Source organism: Parafrigoribacterium soli (assembly GCF_040227235.1).
GTDB lineage: Bacteria > Actinomycetota > Actinomycetes > Actinomycetales > Microbacteriaceae > Parafrigoribacterium_A > Parafrigoribacterium_A soli.
The window spans coordinates 1-14,296 of record NZ_JBELNZ010000002.1; the positions used below are offsets into that span (position 1 = coordinate 1).

A 14,296-nucleotide genomic window follows, 5' to 3' on the forward strand; every position below is an offset into this window, starting at 1 on the left:
AGGAGACCTCCTAGAACGTGGTGTGTGATTACTCACAACCTAGGAGGTCTTCGCTATCTCACGACCCGAAAAGTGCCACCAACCTGCTGACCGAGTACATCTAGGCGACCGCTCCGGCCGCGGTGAGTCCCCAATCGGCGCCGTCGAGGGTACGGAGTTTCGCGAGCGTCGCGGCGATGCTCGGAACCCGTTTGGCGCCCTGATTGCTCACGACGTGCATGCTCCTTGTGCTCTTCGGAGCGTGCGGACGCGTCACAGCCCCGGCCGGAATCACCGTCGTCGCGAGGGCGAGGCGCGGCAGCATGGCGACGCCGAGCCCATTGGCGACGATGTTCAGCACGGCACTGGCGTTATCCGTCTCGAAGGTGATCGTGGGCTCGAATCCCGCCACCTCGCAGACTGCGAGGAGGTGTCCTCGGCACCGCGGGCATCCGGCAATCCAGCGCTCGTTCGAGAGCGCGGCCACGTCGAGCACGGCGAGATCGACGAGCGGACTATCGGCCGGGATCACGGCGACCATCTCCTCATTGAAGAGTGTTTCGACGGCGAGTCCGTTGGCGCTGTCGCGGTGCGGGTCGGTGCGATCGCCGAGGTAGCTGAACGTGATCGCAAGGTCGATCGCGCCCTCGCGCAACAGTGCGACGGCCTCGGGCGGCTCCGCCTCGACGTAGCTCACCAGGATGCCCGGATGCGTGCGCGCCATCGCCGCGATCAACCGCGGCACAATCGTCGACGACGCGGTCGGGAAGGCCGCGAGCCGCACCGTCCCCGAGCGGAGACCGGCCAGATCCGCGAGGTCGCCGGATGCCGCATCCAGCGCGGAGGTGATGGCGAGTGCGTGCCGCGCGAGCACCTGTCCGGCCTCGGTGAGGCGCACGGACCTGCCGACGCGCGTCACCAAAGGGAGCGAGAGTCGGGCTTCGGCACGCTGGAGGTGTTGGCTGATCGCGGGTTGGCTGTAGCCGAGCGCCTTGGCCGCCCCCGTGATGGTGCCGGTCTCTGCGATCGCGCGCACAATGCGGATCGAGTGCAGATCGAGCATGGCGTCGTTGTCTGAGCTCATCTCGGAAGCATAACCGGAGGCTATGGATTGCATCCTAATGATGCCCTTGTTGCATGTGTGAAGCGCGATCATGCTGGATGGATGAACACCGCAGCAGCGACCACAAGTCGCGCCATTTCGCCCTCGCTCCAGCGCGCGATCGACAGCTACGAGGCACCCCGCGGCTACCTCGCGGTCGCCTCGATCGGCCTGCCCATCGCCGAAACGATCGCCGCACAGAAGCACGATCTCGACCTGTGGTCCTCCGCCAATCGCGACCCCATGGACTACGACGGCATCCTCGAACGCACGCGGGGCTACTACGCGAAGCTCGTTGGCGTGGCGGCCGATCGCGTCGCGACCGGGTCGCAGACGTCCGTCATCGTCAGTCTCGTGGCTGCGACGGTTCCGGATGGCGCGGAAGTGCTCTGCGTGAATGGAGAGTTCAGCTCGGTCGTCTTTCCGTTCCTGCAGCGGCCGGGAATCCGCATCCGTTACGTCGATGTGGCCGAACTCGCGGATGCGATCACCGACGACACCTGGCTCGTCGCCTTCTCCCACGTGCAGTCCTCGTCGGGTGTCGTCGCCGATCTCGATGCGATCGTCGAGGCCGCCGCGCGTCACGCCGCCTATACGTTCTGCGATCTCACGCAGTCCGCGGGAGCGCATCCGGTGGACGCATCGCTCTTCGACGCCACGGTGTGCCACGCGTACAAGTGGCTGTGCAGTCCGCGTGGGGTCGCGTTCCTGACGGTGAGCGAGCGCTTCCAGAGCGAACTCACTCCGCTGCAGGCGGGGTGGTACGCAGGGGACGACGTGTGGGCGTCGTGCTACGTGCCGAACATGCACCTGGCCGCGACCGCCCGCCAATTCGATGTGTCGCCAGCCTGGCCCGCATGGGTGGGAGCGGAGCCGGCGATGAAGATGTTCTCGGAGCTCGACATCGCCGAGGTCTGGGCGCGCGTGTCGGGTCTCGGCGCGCAGCTCTGCGACGCGCTCGGCGTGCCGCGACAGGACCAGGCGATCGTCACCTGGCCGGATGCCGACGGCAGCGACCTGCAGAAGCTCACCGCCGCGGGAATCCGGGTCTCCGGTCGCGCGGGCCGCCTCCGCGCCTCGTTCCACCTCTGGAACGACGAGTCCGACGTCGACGCGGTCGTGGCTGCTCTCCGCTGACCCCGTCCCTCCGCTAACGCCTTCGTTCGTCCGCTCTTCCTCGCCGGGTGCTTTTGGAAATTCAGGACTTTGGCGCGGCGAAGCGCCGTTCAACGCCTGTTGGACGTCCTTCAGCGGCCATTGTCCTGAATTTCCGAAGGGCTGCGCGCCGATAAGCTTGCAACCTACGTATCGACCGCACATCCAGCGCGGCTGAATTTTGGAGTTTCTGTGGCCAGCACGCCGTCCTCGCTCGACCCCGTCATCAACCTCGCGAAGCGTCGCGGCTTCGTCTTCCAGGCCGGTGAGATCTACGGTGGTTCGCGCTCCGCGTGGGACTACGGCCCCCTCGGCACCGCGCTGAAAGAGAACATCAAGCGCCAGTGGTGGCAGTTCATGGTGCAGGGACGCGATGACGTCGTCGGCATCGACTCCTCCGTGATCCTGCCCCGCAAGGTGTGGGAGGCATCCGGCCACGTCGAGGTCTTCAGCGACCCGCTCGTCGAGTCGCTCCACACGCACAAGCGCTATCGTGCCGACCACCTGCTCGAGGCCTACGAGGAGAAGCACGGTCACCCGCCGGTGAACGGCCTCGCCGACATCCGGGATCCCGAAACCGGCCAGCCCGGATCGTGGACCGAGCCGCAGAACTTCTCCGGACTCCTCAAGACTTTCCTCGGTCCGGTCGACAACGAGGAGGGCATGAACTACCTCCGGCCGGAGACTGCGCAGGGCATCTTCGTGAACTTCGCGAACGTGCTCGGGTCGTCGCGCATGAAGCCTCCGTTCGGTATTGCGCAGGTCGGCAAGAGCTTCCGCAATGAGATCACGCCGGGAAACTTCATCTTCCGCACCCGCGAGTTCGAGCAGATGGAGATGGAGTTCTTCGTTGAGCCGGGCACGGATGCCGAATGGCACCAGTACTGGATCGACGCGTCGCTCGCCTGGTACACCGATCTCGGCATCGACCCCGAGAACCTGCGCCTCTACGAGCACCCCGCCGAAAAGCTTTCGCACTACTCCACCCGTACGGTGGACATCGAGTACCGCTTCGGATTCCAGGGCAGCCAGTGGGGTGAGCTCATGGGCATCGCGAACCGCACGGACTTCGACCTGAAGACGCACTCCGCGGCATCCGGTGTCGACCTGTCGTACTTCGACCAGTCGAAGAACGAGCGGTGGGTGCCGTACGTCATCGAGCCCGCATTCGGCCTGACTCGCGCGCTCATGGCGTTCCTGGTCGACGCGTATCACGAGGACGAGGCGCCGAACACGAAGGGCGGCGTCGACAAGCGCACGGTGCTGCGCCTCGATCGCAGGCTTGCGCCCGTGAAGGCAGCGGTGCTGCCCTTGTCGCGCAACGAGCAGCTCTCGCCGGTGGCGCGATCGCTCGCGGCGGATCTCCGCAAGTACTGGAGCATCGACTTCGATGATGCAGGCGCGATTGGTCGCCGTTATCGCCGTCAGGACGAGGTCGGCACCCCGTTTGCGATCACGGTTGACTTCGACACGCTCGACGACAATGCGGTGACCGTGCGCGAGCGCGACTCCATGGCGCAGGAGCGCGTATCGCTCGATCGCGTGCGGGGCTACCTTGCGGAGCGGCTGATCGGCGCCTGACGCCGCTCGGTCTCCCCGCCGCCCGCGCCCGGTTCTGTTCGGAAATTCAGGACTCTGGAGCGCGGGGGCAGGGCTGACGACCGCACACACGGTTGTCGGTGCCTCGACCTCGCGCCATTGTCCTGAATTTCCGTAAGACGGGGGAGGACGGGCTCCTCCACAACTGCCGATCTAGGCGCGGCATCCACGGATGGCTCATGTACGCGCCTTCGAGCGGTTTGGGCGCGGCAGGCTCGCCGCATGCCAGACATCGCCGCCATCGTGCACTCGCTGGGTGGCATAGCCCAGAAGCAACAACTTGTCGCCCGCGGTGCGCGTGATCTCGACCTCACCCGCGCCGTGAGAAAAGGCAGCGTGAGCAGAGCGCGTCAGGGCTGGTACACCACCCTCCCCGACACCGACCTCAGGGTCCGCGCGGTACGAGTCGGTGGACGGCTGACCGGTATCTCCGCGATCATTCAGGCTGGGGGATGGGTACTCGGGGATCACGCTCTGCATGTCTCGGTCCCTGATAACGCGGCCCGATTGCGGTCGCAGCACAACCGTCACGTTCGATTTGACGCGAGAGCTCCGGGCGGGGTGAGAGTCCACTGGGATTCGGCGGAGCTGGGCGAACGGGGGACCGTGGCATCCGTGGGACTGAGTGATGCGCTCTACCGGGTCATTCTGGAGGAGGACCTTGAAACGGCCGTCGCCGCACTCGACTGGGCGCTCAGAATGGGAGCGCTGGACGACGTCGACCTCGAGCGCCTGATTCGCCGACTTCCGGCGGATTTCCAAGCCATCGGAGACTGGGCCGACCGCCAATGCGACAGTCTGCCTGAGAGTTTCTCCCGCACGCGCTTCAGGCTGGGTGGACACTCCGTGGTGTCCCAGGTGCCCATCGAAAGCGGAGAGATCATCGATCTACTCGTCGACGGCTGCGTCGGTGTCGACGTGGACGGGGAGGAATTCCACCTCACGCGGTTCGAGCGAGACAGGCGTAAGGATGCCCACATCCTCATAGGCATGAACTTCTCCGTCCGCCCGAGTGCCCGCATGGTCTTCTACGAGTGGGAGACCGTGATGCTGGCGGTCGAGTCCGCGATTTCGATGCACGTCCGCGCGCCGCGGTTTGCACATTCAGGACTCGGCACGGCGCCACGCCCGACGGTCCCCGGTGCGGCGCTGCGAAGACGGAGGTCACGGCGCCGCCATCCTGAATTTACGAAGCCGAAGCGCTATGAGGCGGGAATAGGAAGGGGCACGCGACGTTGAACCTGGTGTGAGCGATCCCATCAAGGTAGACATCTGGTCCGACGTGCAGTGCCCCTGGTGCTACATCGGTAAGCGAAAGTTCGAGGCGGGTGCGCGCGAATTCGGCGGCGACGTCGAGATCGAGTACCACTCCTTCGAGTTGGCGCCGGACACTCCGGTGGATTTCGACGGCACTCCCATCGACTACCTCAGCCGGCACAAGGGCGTTCCGCTCGAGCAGGCCGAGCAGATGATCGCGCGTGTCAGTGGCATCGCGGCGAGCGTCGGCCTCGACTACGACTACGACCACGTGCACCAGACCAACACGGTGAAGGCGCACGAGCTCATCCACTACGCGAAGGCGAAGGGCCGCCAGCTCGACATGAAGGAGCGCCTGCTCAAGGCCTACTTCATCGACGGCCGCCACGTTGGACGCATCGAGGACCTCGCCGATCTCGCCGCGGAAATCGGCTTCGACCGTGATGACGTGGTGCGTGCACTCAACTCCAACCAGTACCTCGCCGACGTCAAGGCCGATGTTGCGCTGGCGAATGAATATGGCATCCAGGGTGTGCCGTTCTTCGTCATCGACGGCAAGTACGGAGTTTCGGGCGCTCAGGAGGCCGAGACGTTCGCGAACGTGCTGGCTCAGGTGCGCGACGAGAAGGCCGTGGCGCAGTGACGGATGCCGCGCCCGCGCCGTTCACGATGCTGGGCGATCCAGGGGCAGTCGTCTGCGAGGGCGACGCCTGCCTGATCCCGAGTGTGGCCGACTCGGCCGCGAAGAGCCCCGAGGACTAGCTCGCTCGCGGCGCACCTTCGGAAATTCAGGAAGGTGGTCGCGCAGCGGCACGGCGTCGCCCATGAATTCGCAGCCTGCCGCGACCCGCAAAAACCAATGTCCTGAATTTCCGAAAGAACCGACGGGTGCGGCGCCGCGCCACGAGCCGGAACAGGTGTGACCGCGGCCGAGTGACTCAGTCGCTGATGTCGGCGACCGTCGCGTCGAAGCCGGCGATGAGTGCGTCCGCCTCGACGAAGGCGCTCCAACCGTGTGCGCCGGCGCCCATGGCGACCCGGCGACCGACGATGTGCGAATCTGCGAAGACCGGCCACGCGCCAGCGCTGCCGAGGGGCGTGATCGTTCCGCGCTCATAGCCGGTGACCTCGAGCGCCTGCTCGGGGGAGGGCAGACGGAGCTTGTTGACGCCCACCACCGCACGAAGCTTCGGCCAGGAGATCTGCCTGTCGCCGGGCACGAGCGCGAAGAGAAAGGTGCCGTCGTGTCGTTTGACGACGAGTGATTTGAGGATGTCCACCGGGCTGATGCCGAGCAGCTGGGCCGCTTCCTCGAGCGAACCGGCCGCCGGACGTGCCACGAAGTCCACGTCGATTCCGCGCGCCGCAGCATCGGCGCGAACCCGTACCCGGCCGTCGGACTCAGCCGCGCCGGGAGACGTCGCGTCACCCGCCATCGCTCCGCCCTGAGGAGCGTCCGAGCCCGCGTTCGTCATGCTGACTCTCGCTTTCTGGGAGAATTGAGGAGTGACCACTCTCACTGCCACTGACAACAGATTACAGATCGGGCCCATCACCCTCGATGCGCCGGTCGTTCTCGCGCCGATGGCAGGCATCACGAACACGGCATTCCGCCGCCTGTGCCGCGAATTCGGTGCCGGACTCTACGTGAGCGAAATGATCACCAGCCGCGCGCTCGTCGAGCGCACCGAGGGCTCGATGCGCCTTATCGGGCACCACGAATCTGAGACGCCGCGCAGCATCCAGCTCTACGGGGTCGACCCGAAGACGCTTGCCGAAGCGGTCACCATGCTCGTCGCCGAAGACCGCGCCGATCACATCGACCTGAATTTCGGATGCCCGGTCCCCAAGGTCACGCGCAAGGGTGGCGGCGCCGCGCTTCCGTGGAAGCTCGGACTGTTCCGCGAGATCGTCGAACGCGCCGTGCAGGCCGCAGGCCCCCTGCCCCTGACGATCAAGATGCGCAAGGGCATCGACTCCGATCACCTCACCTACCTCGAGGCCGCGAAGGCCGCCGAGGGTGCAGGCGTGGCGGCCATCGCCCTCCATGCTCGCACCGCATCCGAGTTCTACAGCGGCCACTCCGACTGGTCGGCGATCGCGAAGCTCAAGGAGACGATCACCTCGGTTCCCGTGCTCGGCAACGGCGACATCTGGTCTGGTGCCGACGGCGTGCGCATGGTCGAAGAGACCGGATGCGACGGGGTCGTCGTCGGGCGCGGTTGCCTCGGTCGCCCCTGGCTTTTCGGTGACCTGGCGGCTGCCTTCCGCGGCGAGACGCACATCGCCCGCCCGACCCTCGGCACCGTCGCGGCAACCCTGCGCAGGCACACGGAGCTACTGGTCGAGTTCTTCGGCGGCGACGAGGACCACGCCTGCCGGGACATCCGCAAGCACGTGTCCTGGTATTTCAAGGGTTACCCGGTGGGCGGCGACCTGCGTGCCAGCCTCGCGACGGTCGAGAGTCTTGAGCAGATGGACGAACTGCTCGCCCAACTGGATTGGACCCAGGAGTACCCGGGTGAGGCGGCGGAAGGTCCGCGCGGCCGCGCCGGCACGCCGAAGCGCACCGCCCTGCCGGAGAACTGGCTCGACAACCACGAGCTCGGCGACGCTCATCGTGCCGAACTCGCCGGAGCCGAGATCGAGAACAGCGGTGGCTGAGCCGATCGAAGAAGGCTATGGCGAGCACGACCTCGCCAGGTGGTTTCCCGAGGAGCATTCGAATCGGCGCAGCGACTTTGCCCGTGACCGGGCGCGGCTGCTGCACTCCAGTGCATTACGCCGGCTTGCCGCGAAGACCCAGGTTCTCAGCCCGACGGCCGGGTTCGATTTCGCCCGCAACCGGCTGACGCACTCCCTCGAGGTCGCGCAGGTCGGCCGCGAACTGGCCACGCGATTGGGACTAGACCCGGATGTCGTCGACACCGCCTGCCTCGCCCACGACCTCGGACATCCGCCCTTCGGTCACAACGGCGAGCGGGCGCTCAGCGCGTGGGCGGGGGACATCGGCGGCTTCGAGGGCAACGCCCAGACGCTGCGCCTGCTGACCCGCATCGAGCCGAAGGTGTTCGGCGCGGATGGTAGACCGTACGGACTCAACCTCACGCGCGCGAGTCTCGACGCTAGCTGCAAGTATCCGTGGCCCGCGAGCGAGTCCGTCGACGATCCGAGTGGGCGTGCCAAGTTCGGGTTCTACGACGACGACATCGACGCGTTTCGCTGGCTGCGCGACGGCGCTCCCGATCGCACGCTGTGCGTCGAGGCTCAGGTCATGGATCTCTCCGACGACATCGCTTATTCGGTGCACGACTTCGAGGATGCGATCGCCACCGGCTACATCGATGTCGCGGCTCTCGGTGCCCGCGTCGATCACGAGGAGCTCGTCGCGTCGATGTTCGAGTGGATCGGCGGTGAGCTCGACAAGAGCGAACTGATCGCGGCATTCGACCGGCTCGATTCGCTCGCCGTCTGGATCGATGACTGGGACGGCAGCCGACAGGCCCAGGGACGATTGAAGAACCTCACCAGCCAGCTGATCGGCCGGTTCTCCGGCGCGGCCGTGCAGGCGACACACGCCGCCTTCGCAAGCGGTCCATTCATCCGTTTCGGCGCGGCCATCGTCGTACCGCGCGAGATCCGTGCGGAGATCGCGGTGCTCAAGGGCATCGTGGCCGCCTTCGTCATGTCGCGCAACACGAGGCAGCCGATCTATGCGAAGCAGCGTGACACGCTCACCGAGCTTGCGGACGTGCTGCTCGAACGCGGCCCGGACGCACTCGACCCCGGATTCGCCGCCGATTGGCGCGACGCCGCGACGGACGCCGGGCGCAAGCGGGCCGTCGTCGACCAGGTCGCGAGCCTCACCGACCAGTCCGCCACGACCTGGCACGAGCGCCTCGTCTCCTGACTCGCCTGATCGCACCTCATCTCCAGGCTCGTGCTTACGGAAATTCAGGACAATGGCCCGCCGAACCGACTCTCTGCCGCGTGAGTTCGGCCCGCGCGGGTGGTGCTGCGCGCCATTGTCCTGAATTTCCGAAAGGAGCGGGACGGGGAGCCCCGAGGAGGCGCAGGAGCGGGCGGCCGAGCCGCTGTGCAGAGGCGCGAGCGGCCAGCCAGCGCGCAACTTAGAATCAGTGCATGCCCGGCCTGATACGACGAAACGATATTGACGAGGTGCGGGCTCGCGTCAACATCGTCGACATCGTCGGCGACTACGTGACGCTCAAGGGTGCCGGGGTCGGTTCGCTCAAGGGGCTCTGCCCGTTCCACGACGAGCGCAGCCCGAGCTTCCACGTGCGGCCGCAGGTCGGCCGCTACCACTGCTTCGGATGCGGCGAAGACGGCGACGTCTTCACCTTCCTGCAGAAGATGGACCACATGAGCTTCACCGAGTCGGTGGAGCGCATGGCCGCTCGCATCGGCTTCGAGCTGCACTACGAAGACGGTGGCCAGGCGAACGCAGACCACGGCAACCGCGCCCGGCTCCTCGCCGCGAATCAGGCCGCGGCGGAGTTCTTCGTCTCGCAACTCAGCACGCCAGAGGCCGAGCCCGGTCGCCGCTTCCTGGGCGAGCGCGGCTTCGACCCGGCCGCCGCCGAGCGCTTCGGCATCGGATTCGCCCCGAAGAGCTACGACGCGCTCAGCAAGCACCTGCGCACGCTCGGCTTCAAGGACGCGGAGCTCCTCGCGGCTGGCCTCACCGGCGAGGGCGATCGCGGTCCATACGACCGCTTCCGCGGCAGGCTCGTCTGGCCCATCCGAGACGTCACCGGTCAGACACTCGGCTTCGGCGCGCGCAAGCTTCTGGATGACGACCAGGGCCCCAAGTACCTCAACACTCCGGAGACGGCGATCTACCACAAGTCGCAGGTGCTCTACGGCCTCGATCTCGCCAAGCGCGACATTTCCCGCGGCCGCCAGGTCGTCGTGGTCGAGGGCTACACGGATGTCATGGCCTGCCACCTCGCGGGCGTCACGACCGCGGTAGCCACCTGCGGCACCGCGTTCGGGGTGGACCACATCAAGATCATCCGCCGCGTGCTCGGCGATGTCGCGAACGCCGACACGACGGGCACCGGTGACGTCATCTTCACCTTCGACCCGGATGAGGCTGGCCAGAAGGCGGCCAGCCGCGCGTTCAGCGAGGAGCAGCGCTTCGCCGCGCAGACCTACGTCGCGATCGCACCCGGCGGACTCGACCCCTGCGATCTCAGGCTGGAGAAGGGTGACGACGCGGTGCGCCGGCTCGTGCGCAGCAAGAGACCGATGTTCGAGTTCATGGTGCGCCGCGTTCTAGCCGAACACAATCTCGACACGGTCGAGGGACGCGTCGCCGCGCTGCGTGCGGCCGCGCCCGTGGTCGCGGGCATCCGCGATCAGGCGCTCAATATCGGCTACGTGCGCAACCTGGCCGGGTGGCTCGGAATGGATCCAACGGAGGTAGGTCGCGCTGTCGCCTCCGCTCGCGCGGCGAGTCCCGCACGCGCGGCCGAGCGTGGCCCGGAGCGGGGAGGCCCTCCGAGATCAGAACGCAACGGCGATCATGCACAGAGCGGTCAGCGCCCAGACAGCTACAACACCTCGGACTCCTGGGCCGGTCAGCAGTCGCCGCAGGAGCCCGAGCGGCAGGTCGAGACGGGCCCGTCTCTCGTTCATCTGCCGACTGATCCGGCGACCAGACTCGAGCGCGACGCAATCATGGCGATACTTCAGCAGCCGACCGCTGTCGGTCGCGAACTCATCGACAGGGCCAATCGCGTCTCCTACGCGAACGCCTCGCTCGCCGTCGTGCGCGACGCCATCACGGCAAGCATGGACGCACTCGACGGCCACGGCTGGCTAGAACGCGTGATCGACGAGGTGCCCGGCCCCTTCGCCAACCTCGTTAAGGAACTCGGCGTGGCCCCGCTACCCGAGCGCGAGGGTCGCGAACTCGACAGCTACTGTCAGGCGGTCACCATCGACCTCATCAGTCGCGATCTGCTGCGCAGCAAGGCCGAGATGCTGGGGAGGCTGCAGCGAACGGATGCCGCTGCGGAGCCGGAGAAATATCGCGAGATCCAGCGCGAGCTCGTTCGCATCGAGACGGAGCGCCGCGCGCTGCGCTCCGAGTAACCGGTCGACTAACCGGTTCCCGTCCCGAACGCGCGGCGATTCCCCGCGTCAATGCCCGCCGGAGTGCAGCAAAGTTTCACGCCAGCGCCGCGCGACGCTCGTAAACATTGCACAACGGTATCGCGTGGGATTAGTCCAACCCGTCGTTTGTGTGTTACCAAAGATTCATACAGCAAGGCCCGGCTCGCGATCGTTCGCGAGCCGTGATGTTCTTCGCATTCATCAGAGAGGCAGATATGACATCCGCATCCACGTTCCGCAAGCGTTCGCTTGCCGTGCTGGGAGGCGTCGCGGTCGCGACGCTCGCCCTGTCCGGTTGCTCGGCGGGCGGTAACTCCGGGAACGGTTCAACGTCGAGCGGTTCGCTCGTCGTCGGCACCACCGACAAGGTGACAACGCTCGACCCCGCCGGTTCCTACGACAACGGCTCGTTCTTCATCATGAACAACGTCTTCCCGTTCCTCATGAACTCGAAGCCCGGCGGCGCAGAGGTCGAGCCCGACATCGCCACCTCGGCGAAGTACACCTCCCCGAACGAGTACACCGTCAAGCTCAAGAAGGGCCTGACCTTCGCGAACGGCCACAAGCTCACGTCCTCTGACGTGAAGTTCAGCTTCGACCGCCAGCTCAAGATCGCGGCAGACAACGGACCGTCGAGCCTGCTCGGCAACCTCGACAGCACTGAGGCTCCGGATGACACCACGGTCGTCTTCCACCTCAAGAACGCGAACGACCAGATCTGGCCCCAGATTCTGTCGAGCCCGGCCGGCCCGATCGTGGACGAGCAGTCGTTCTCTGCCGACTCGGTGACGAGCGATGCCGACATCGTCAAGGACAAGGCTTTCGCCGGCCCGTACACGATCTCGAGCTACAAGTTCAATGAACTTGTGCAGTTCAAGGCCTTCGACGGTTATAAGGGCGTGCTCGGCACGCCGAAGACCGGCACGATCAACCTGAAGTACTTCCAGGACCAGTCCAACATGAAGCTCGAAGTGCAGCAGGGCGGCATCGACGTCGCCACACGCAGCCTTTCGGCAACGGACATCGAGAGCCTGAGCAAGAACAACAAGGTGAAGGTGCACACGGGCCCAGGTGGAGAGATCCGCTACATCGTGTTCAACCTCAACACGATGCCGTACGGCGCAACCACAGCGGATGCCGACCCGGCCAAGGCACTTGCCGTGCGCAAGGCGATGGCCGACCTGATCGACCGCGATGCGATTGCCAAGCAGGTCTACAAGGACACCTACCTGCCGCTGTACTCCTACGTTCCGCAGGGTCTTCCCGGCGCGACCGAGCCGCTCAAGTCGATGTATGGCGACGGCAACGGCGCTCCGGATGTCGATAAGGCAACCGCTGCGCTGAAGGCTGCCGGCGTTGCGACCCCCGTCGCGCTGAACCTGCAGTACAACCCGGACCACTACGGTGCCTCCTCGGGTGACGAGTACGCGCAGATCAAGTCGCAGCTGGAGAAGAGCAAGCTGTTCACGGTGAACCTGCAGTCCACCGAGTGGGTGCAGTACTCCAAGGACCGCTCTGCGGATGTCTACCCGCTGTACCAGCTCGGTTGGTTCCCGGACTACTCCGACGCCGACAACTACCTGTCGCCGTTCTTCCTGAAGGACAACTTCCTGAAGAACCACTACGACAACCCCGCCGTCGAGAAGCTGATCAAGCAGGAGGCTGTCGAGACCGACAAGTCGAAGCGCATGGATGAGCTCAAGCAGATCCAGGAGCTCGTGGCGAAGGACCTGTCCACGCTGCCGATGCTGCAGGGCGCGCAGGTCTCGGTGTCCGGCAAGGACGTGAAGGGCGTGGACTCCACGCTCGACGCTTCCTTCAAGTTCCGTTTCGGAGTTCTGAGCAAGTAACCGTTCGATGAGCACCGGCTACAATCACTGTGGCCGTTGCAAGGGAGGGGCGGTCCACGGAAACGCGGATCGCCCCTTCCTCGTTCGAGCCCTCCTACCTGAAGATTGGCGATGATGACTGCACCCGTGATCGAGGAGCCCCCGTCCGCGGTTAAGCCCAGGATCAAGACAAAGAAGTCGGGGGCCGGCGGTAGCAGGCTCGGCCGCTACATCCTGGTGCGGTTGCTGCTGATCATCCCCACCGTCTTCATCCTCGTGTCGATGGTGTTTCTGCTGATGCACCTCATCGGCGACCCGATCACCGCGGCGCTCGGCGGCCGGCTCAGCCCCGATCAGCTGCAGGCTCGCATCCACGCAGCAGGCTACGACCGGCCCATCCTCGTGCAGTACGTCGAGTATCTGGGCAAGACGTTCACCGGCAACTTCGGTACGACGCTGAGCGACAACCGCCCGGTCACGCAGATCCTCTTCACTTACGGCGGTGCCACCCTCGAGCTCGCGTTCTACGCGCTCATCGTCGCGTTCATCGTGGGCATCCCGCTCGGTATGCTCGCGGCGTACCTCCGCGACAAGTGGCCGGATGCGGTGCTCCGCGTGATGGCCATCCTGTTCTATGCCACGCCCGTGTTCTTCGCCGGACTCCTGCTGAAGCTGGTCTTCGCGGTCTGGCTCGACTGGCTCCCGGTCGCCGGCCGGGCATCGACGGGCACCGAGCTCAACCTGCAACTCCTGCCCAATGCCACCGGCATCCACATCATCGATGCCATCGCCTCGGGCAACATGGAGGACGTCGGTGACGTGCTGCAGCACGCGATCCTGCCCGGCATCGCGCTGGGGCTCCTCACCGCCGGCGTGTTCTTGCGCCTCGTGCGCCTGAACATGATCGGAACGCTCTCCATGGACTACGTGGATGCCGCCCGCTCACGTGGCGTCGGAGAGTTGAGGCTCGTGCGCAAGCATGCCTACAAGCCGGCGCTGGTGCCGATCATCACCGTCATCGGCCTGCAGATCGCGCTGCTGCTCGGCGGCGCGGTGCTCACCGAGACCGTGTTCGAGTGGAAGGGCCTTGGCTTCATGCTGGTGCAGTATCTGAGCGCTCGAGACTTCGTTGCGGTGCAGGGCATCGTGACGCTCCTGGCGGTGATCGTCGCGGTGACCAACTTCATCGTCGATGTCATAGCCGCGCTCGTCGACCCGAGGGTGAGGTACTGAG

Annotated in this window: 12 protein-coding genes; 10 read left to right on the top strand and 2 right to left on the bottom strand. The window is 65.7% G+C overall.

Going from position 1 to position 14,296, the window contains the following annotated elements:
* Nucleotides 1-100: 100 nt before the first annotated feature.
* On the bottom strand, nt 101-1,063 hold the full coding sequence (locus ABUA37_RS04235) for a LysR family transcriptional regulator (protein ID WP_349897889.1): 963 nt from the start codon (nt 1,061-1,063) through the stop codon (nt 101-103).
* A gap of 81 nt (nt 1,064-1,144) precedes the next feature.
* Here ABUA37_RS04235 and ABUA37_RS04240 point away from each other — a divergent pair, with 81 nt between their 5' ends.
* From ABUA37_RS04240 to ABUA37_RS04260, 5 genes are all read left to right on the top strand, one after another.
* Nucleotides 1,145-2,218: an aminotransferase class V-fold PLP-dependent enzyme gene (locus ABUA37_RS04240; protein WP_349897890.1), complete on the top strand. Its 1,074-nt coding sequence runs from the start codon at nt 1,145-1,147 to the stop codon at nt 2,216-2,218.
* Between the two features lie 210 nt (nt 2,219-2,428).
* A complete protein-coding gene (locus tag ABUA37_RS04245) occupies nt 2,429-3,817 on the top strand; it encodes a glycine--tRNA ligase (protein ID WP_349897891.1) in 1,389 nt (462 codons plus the stop codon).
* Nucleotides 3,818-4,057: 240 nt separating this feature from the next.
* The gene (locus ABUA37_RS04250) at nt 4,058-5,074 is read left to right on the top strand and encodes a hypothetical protein (RefSeq protein ID WP_349897892.1); all 1,017 of its coding nucleotides are present in this window, start codon (nt 4,058-4,060) and stop codon (nt 5,072-5,074) included.
* A gap of 7 nt (nt 5,075-5,081) precedes the next feature.
* Nucleotides 5,082-5,735, top strand: a complete 654-nt coding sequence (locus ABUA37_RS04255) for a DsbA family oxidoreductase (RefSeq protein ID WP_349897893.1) — start codon at nt 5,082-5,084, stop codon at nt 5,733-5,735.
* Nucleotides 5,732-5,854 (top strand): hypothetical protein, encoded by a 123-nt coding sequence (locus ABUA37_RS04260; RefSeq protein ID WP_349897894.1) that lies wholly within the window; start codon nt 5,732-5,734, stop codon nt 5,852-5,854. Before ABUA37_RS04255 ends, ABUA37_RS04260 begins: the two co-directional genes overlap by 4 nt.
* A gap of 176 nt (nt 5,855-6,030) precedes the next feature.
* Here the strand turns inward: ABUA37_RS04260 and ABUA37_RS04265 are convergent, their stop codons facing one another.
* Entirely contained in the window at nt 6,031-6,528 is a 498-nt protein-coding gene (locus tag ABUA37_RS04265) for an aminoacyl-tRNA deacylase (protein WP_349898625.1), read from the bottom strand.
* Between the two features lie 70 nt (nt 6,529-6,598).
* Here ABUA37_RS04265 and dusB point away from each other — a divergent pair, with 70 nt between their 5' ends.
* The 5 genes from dusB to ABUA37_RS04290 all read left to right on the top strand — a co-directional run bounded on the left by dusB (nt 6,599) and on the right by ABUA37_RS04290 (nt 14,295).
* Nucleotides 6,599-7,756: a tRNA dihydrouridine synthase DusB gene (gene dusB / locus ABUA37_RS04270; RefSeq protein ID WP_349897896.1), complete on the top strand. Its 1,158-nt coding sequence runs from the start codon at nt 6,599-6,601 to the stop codon at nt 7,754-7,756.
* Nucleotides 7,749-9,002: a deoxyguanosinetriphosphate triphosphohydrolase gene (locus tag ABUA37_RS04275; RefSeq protein WP_349897897.1), complete on the top strand. Its 1,254-nt coding sequence runs from the start codon at nt 7,749-7,751 to the stop codon at nt 9,000-9,002. The genes dusB and ABUA37_RS04275 overlap by 8 nt, the downstream gene beginning before the upstream one ends.
* Before the next feature lie 233 nt (nt 9,003-9,235).
* Nucleotides 9,236-11,212 carry a DNA primase gene (gene dnaG, locus ABUA37_RS04280; protein ID WP_349897898.1) on the top strand — a complete coding sequence of 659 codons (1,977 nt, stop codon included), beginning with the start codon at nt 9,236-9,238 and terminating at the stop codon, nt 11,210-11,212.
* A 236-nt stretch (nt 11,213-11,448) separates the two neighbouring features.
* Nucleotides 11,449-13,083 carry an ABC transporter substrate-binding protein gene (locus ABUA37_RS04285; protein ID WP_349897899.1) on the top strand — a complete coding sequence of 545 codons (1,635 nt, stop codon included), beginning with the start codon at nt 11,449-11,451 and terminating at the stop codon, nt 13,081-13,083.
* Nucleotides 13,084-13,197: 114 nt separating this feature from the next.
* Nucleotides 13,198-14,295: an ABC transporter permease gene (locus ABUA37_RS04290; RefSeq protein ID WP_349898626.1), complete on the top strand. Its 1,098-nt coding sequence runs from the start codon at nt 13,198-13,200 to the stop codon at nt 14,293-14,295.
* The last annotated feature ends 1 nt before the right edge of the window (nt 14,296 follow it).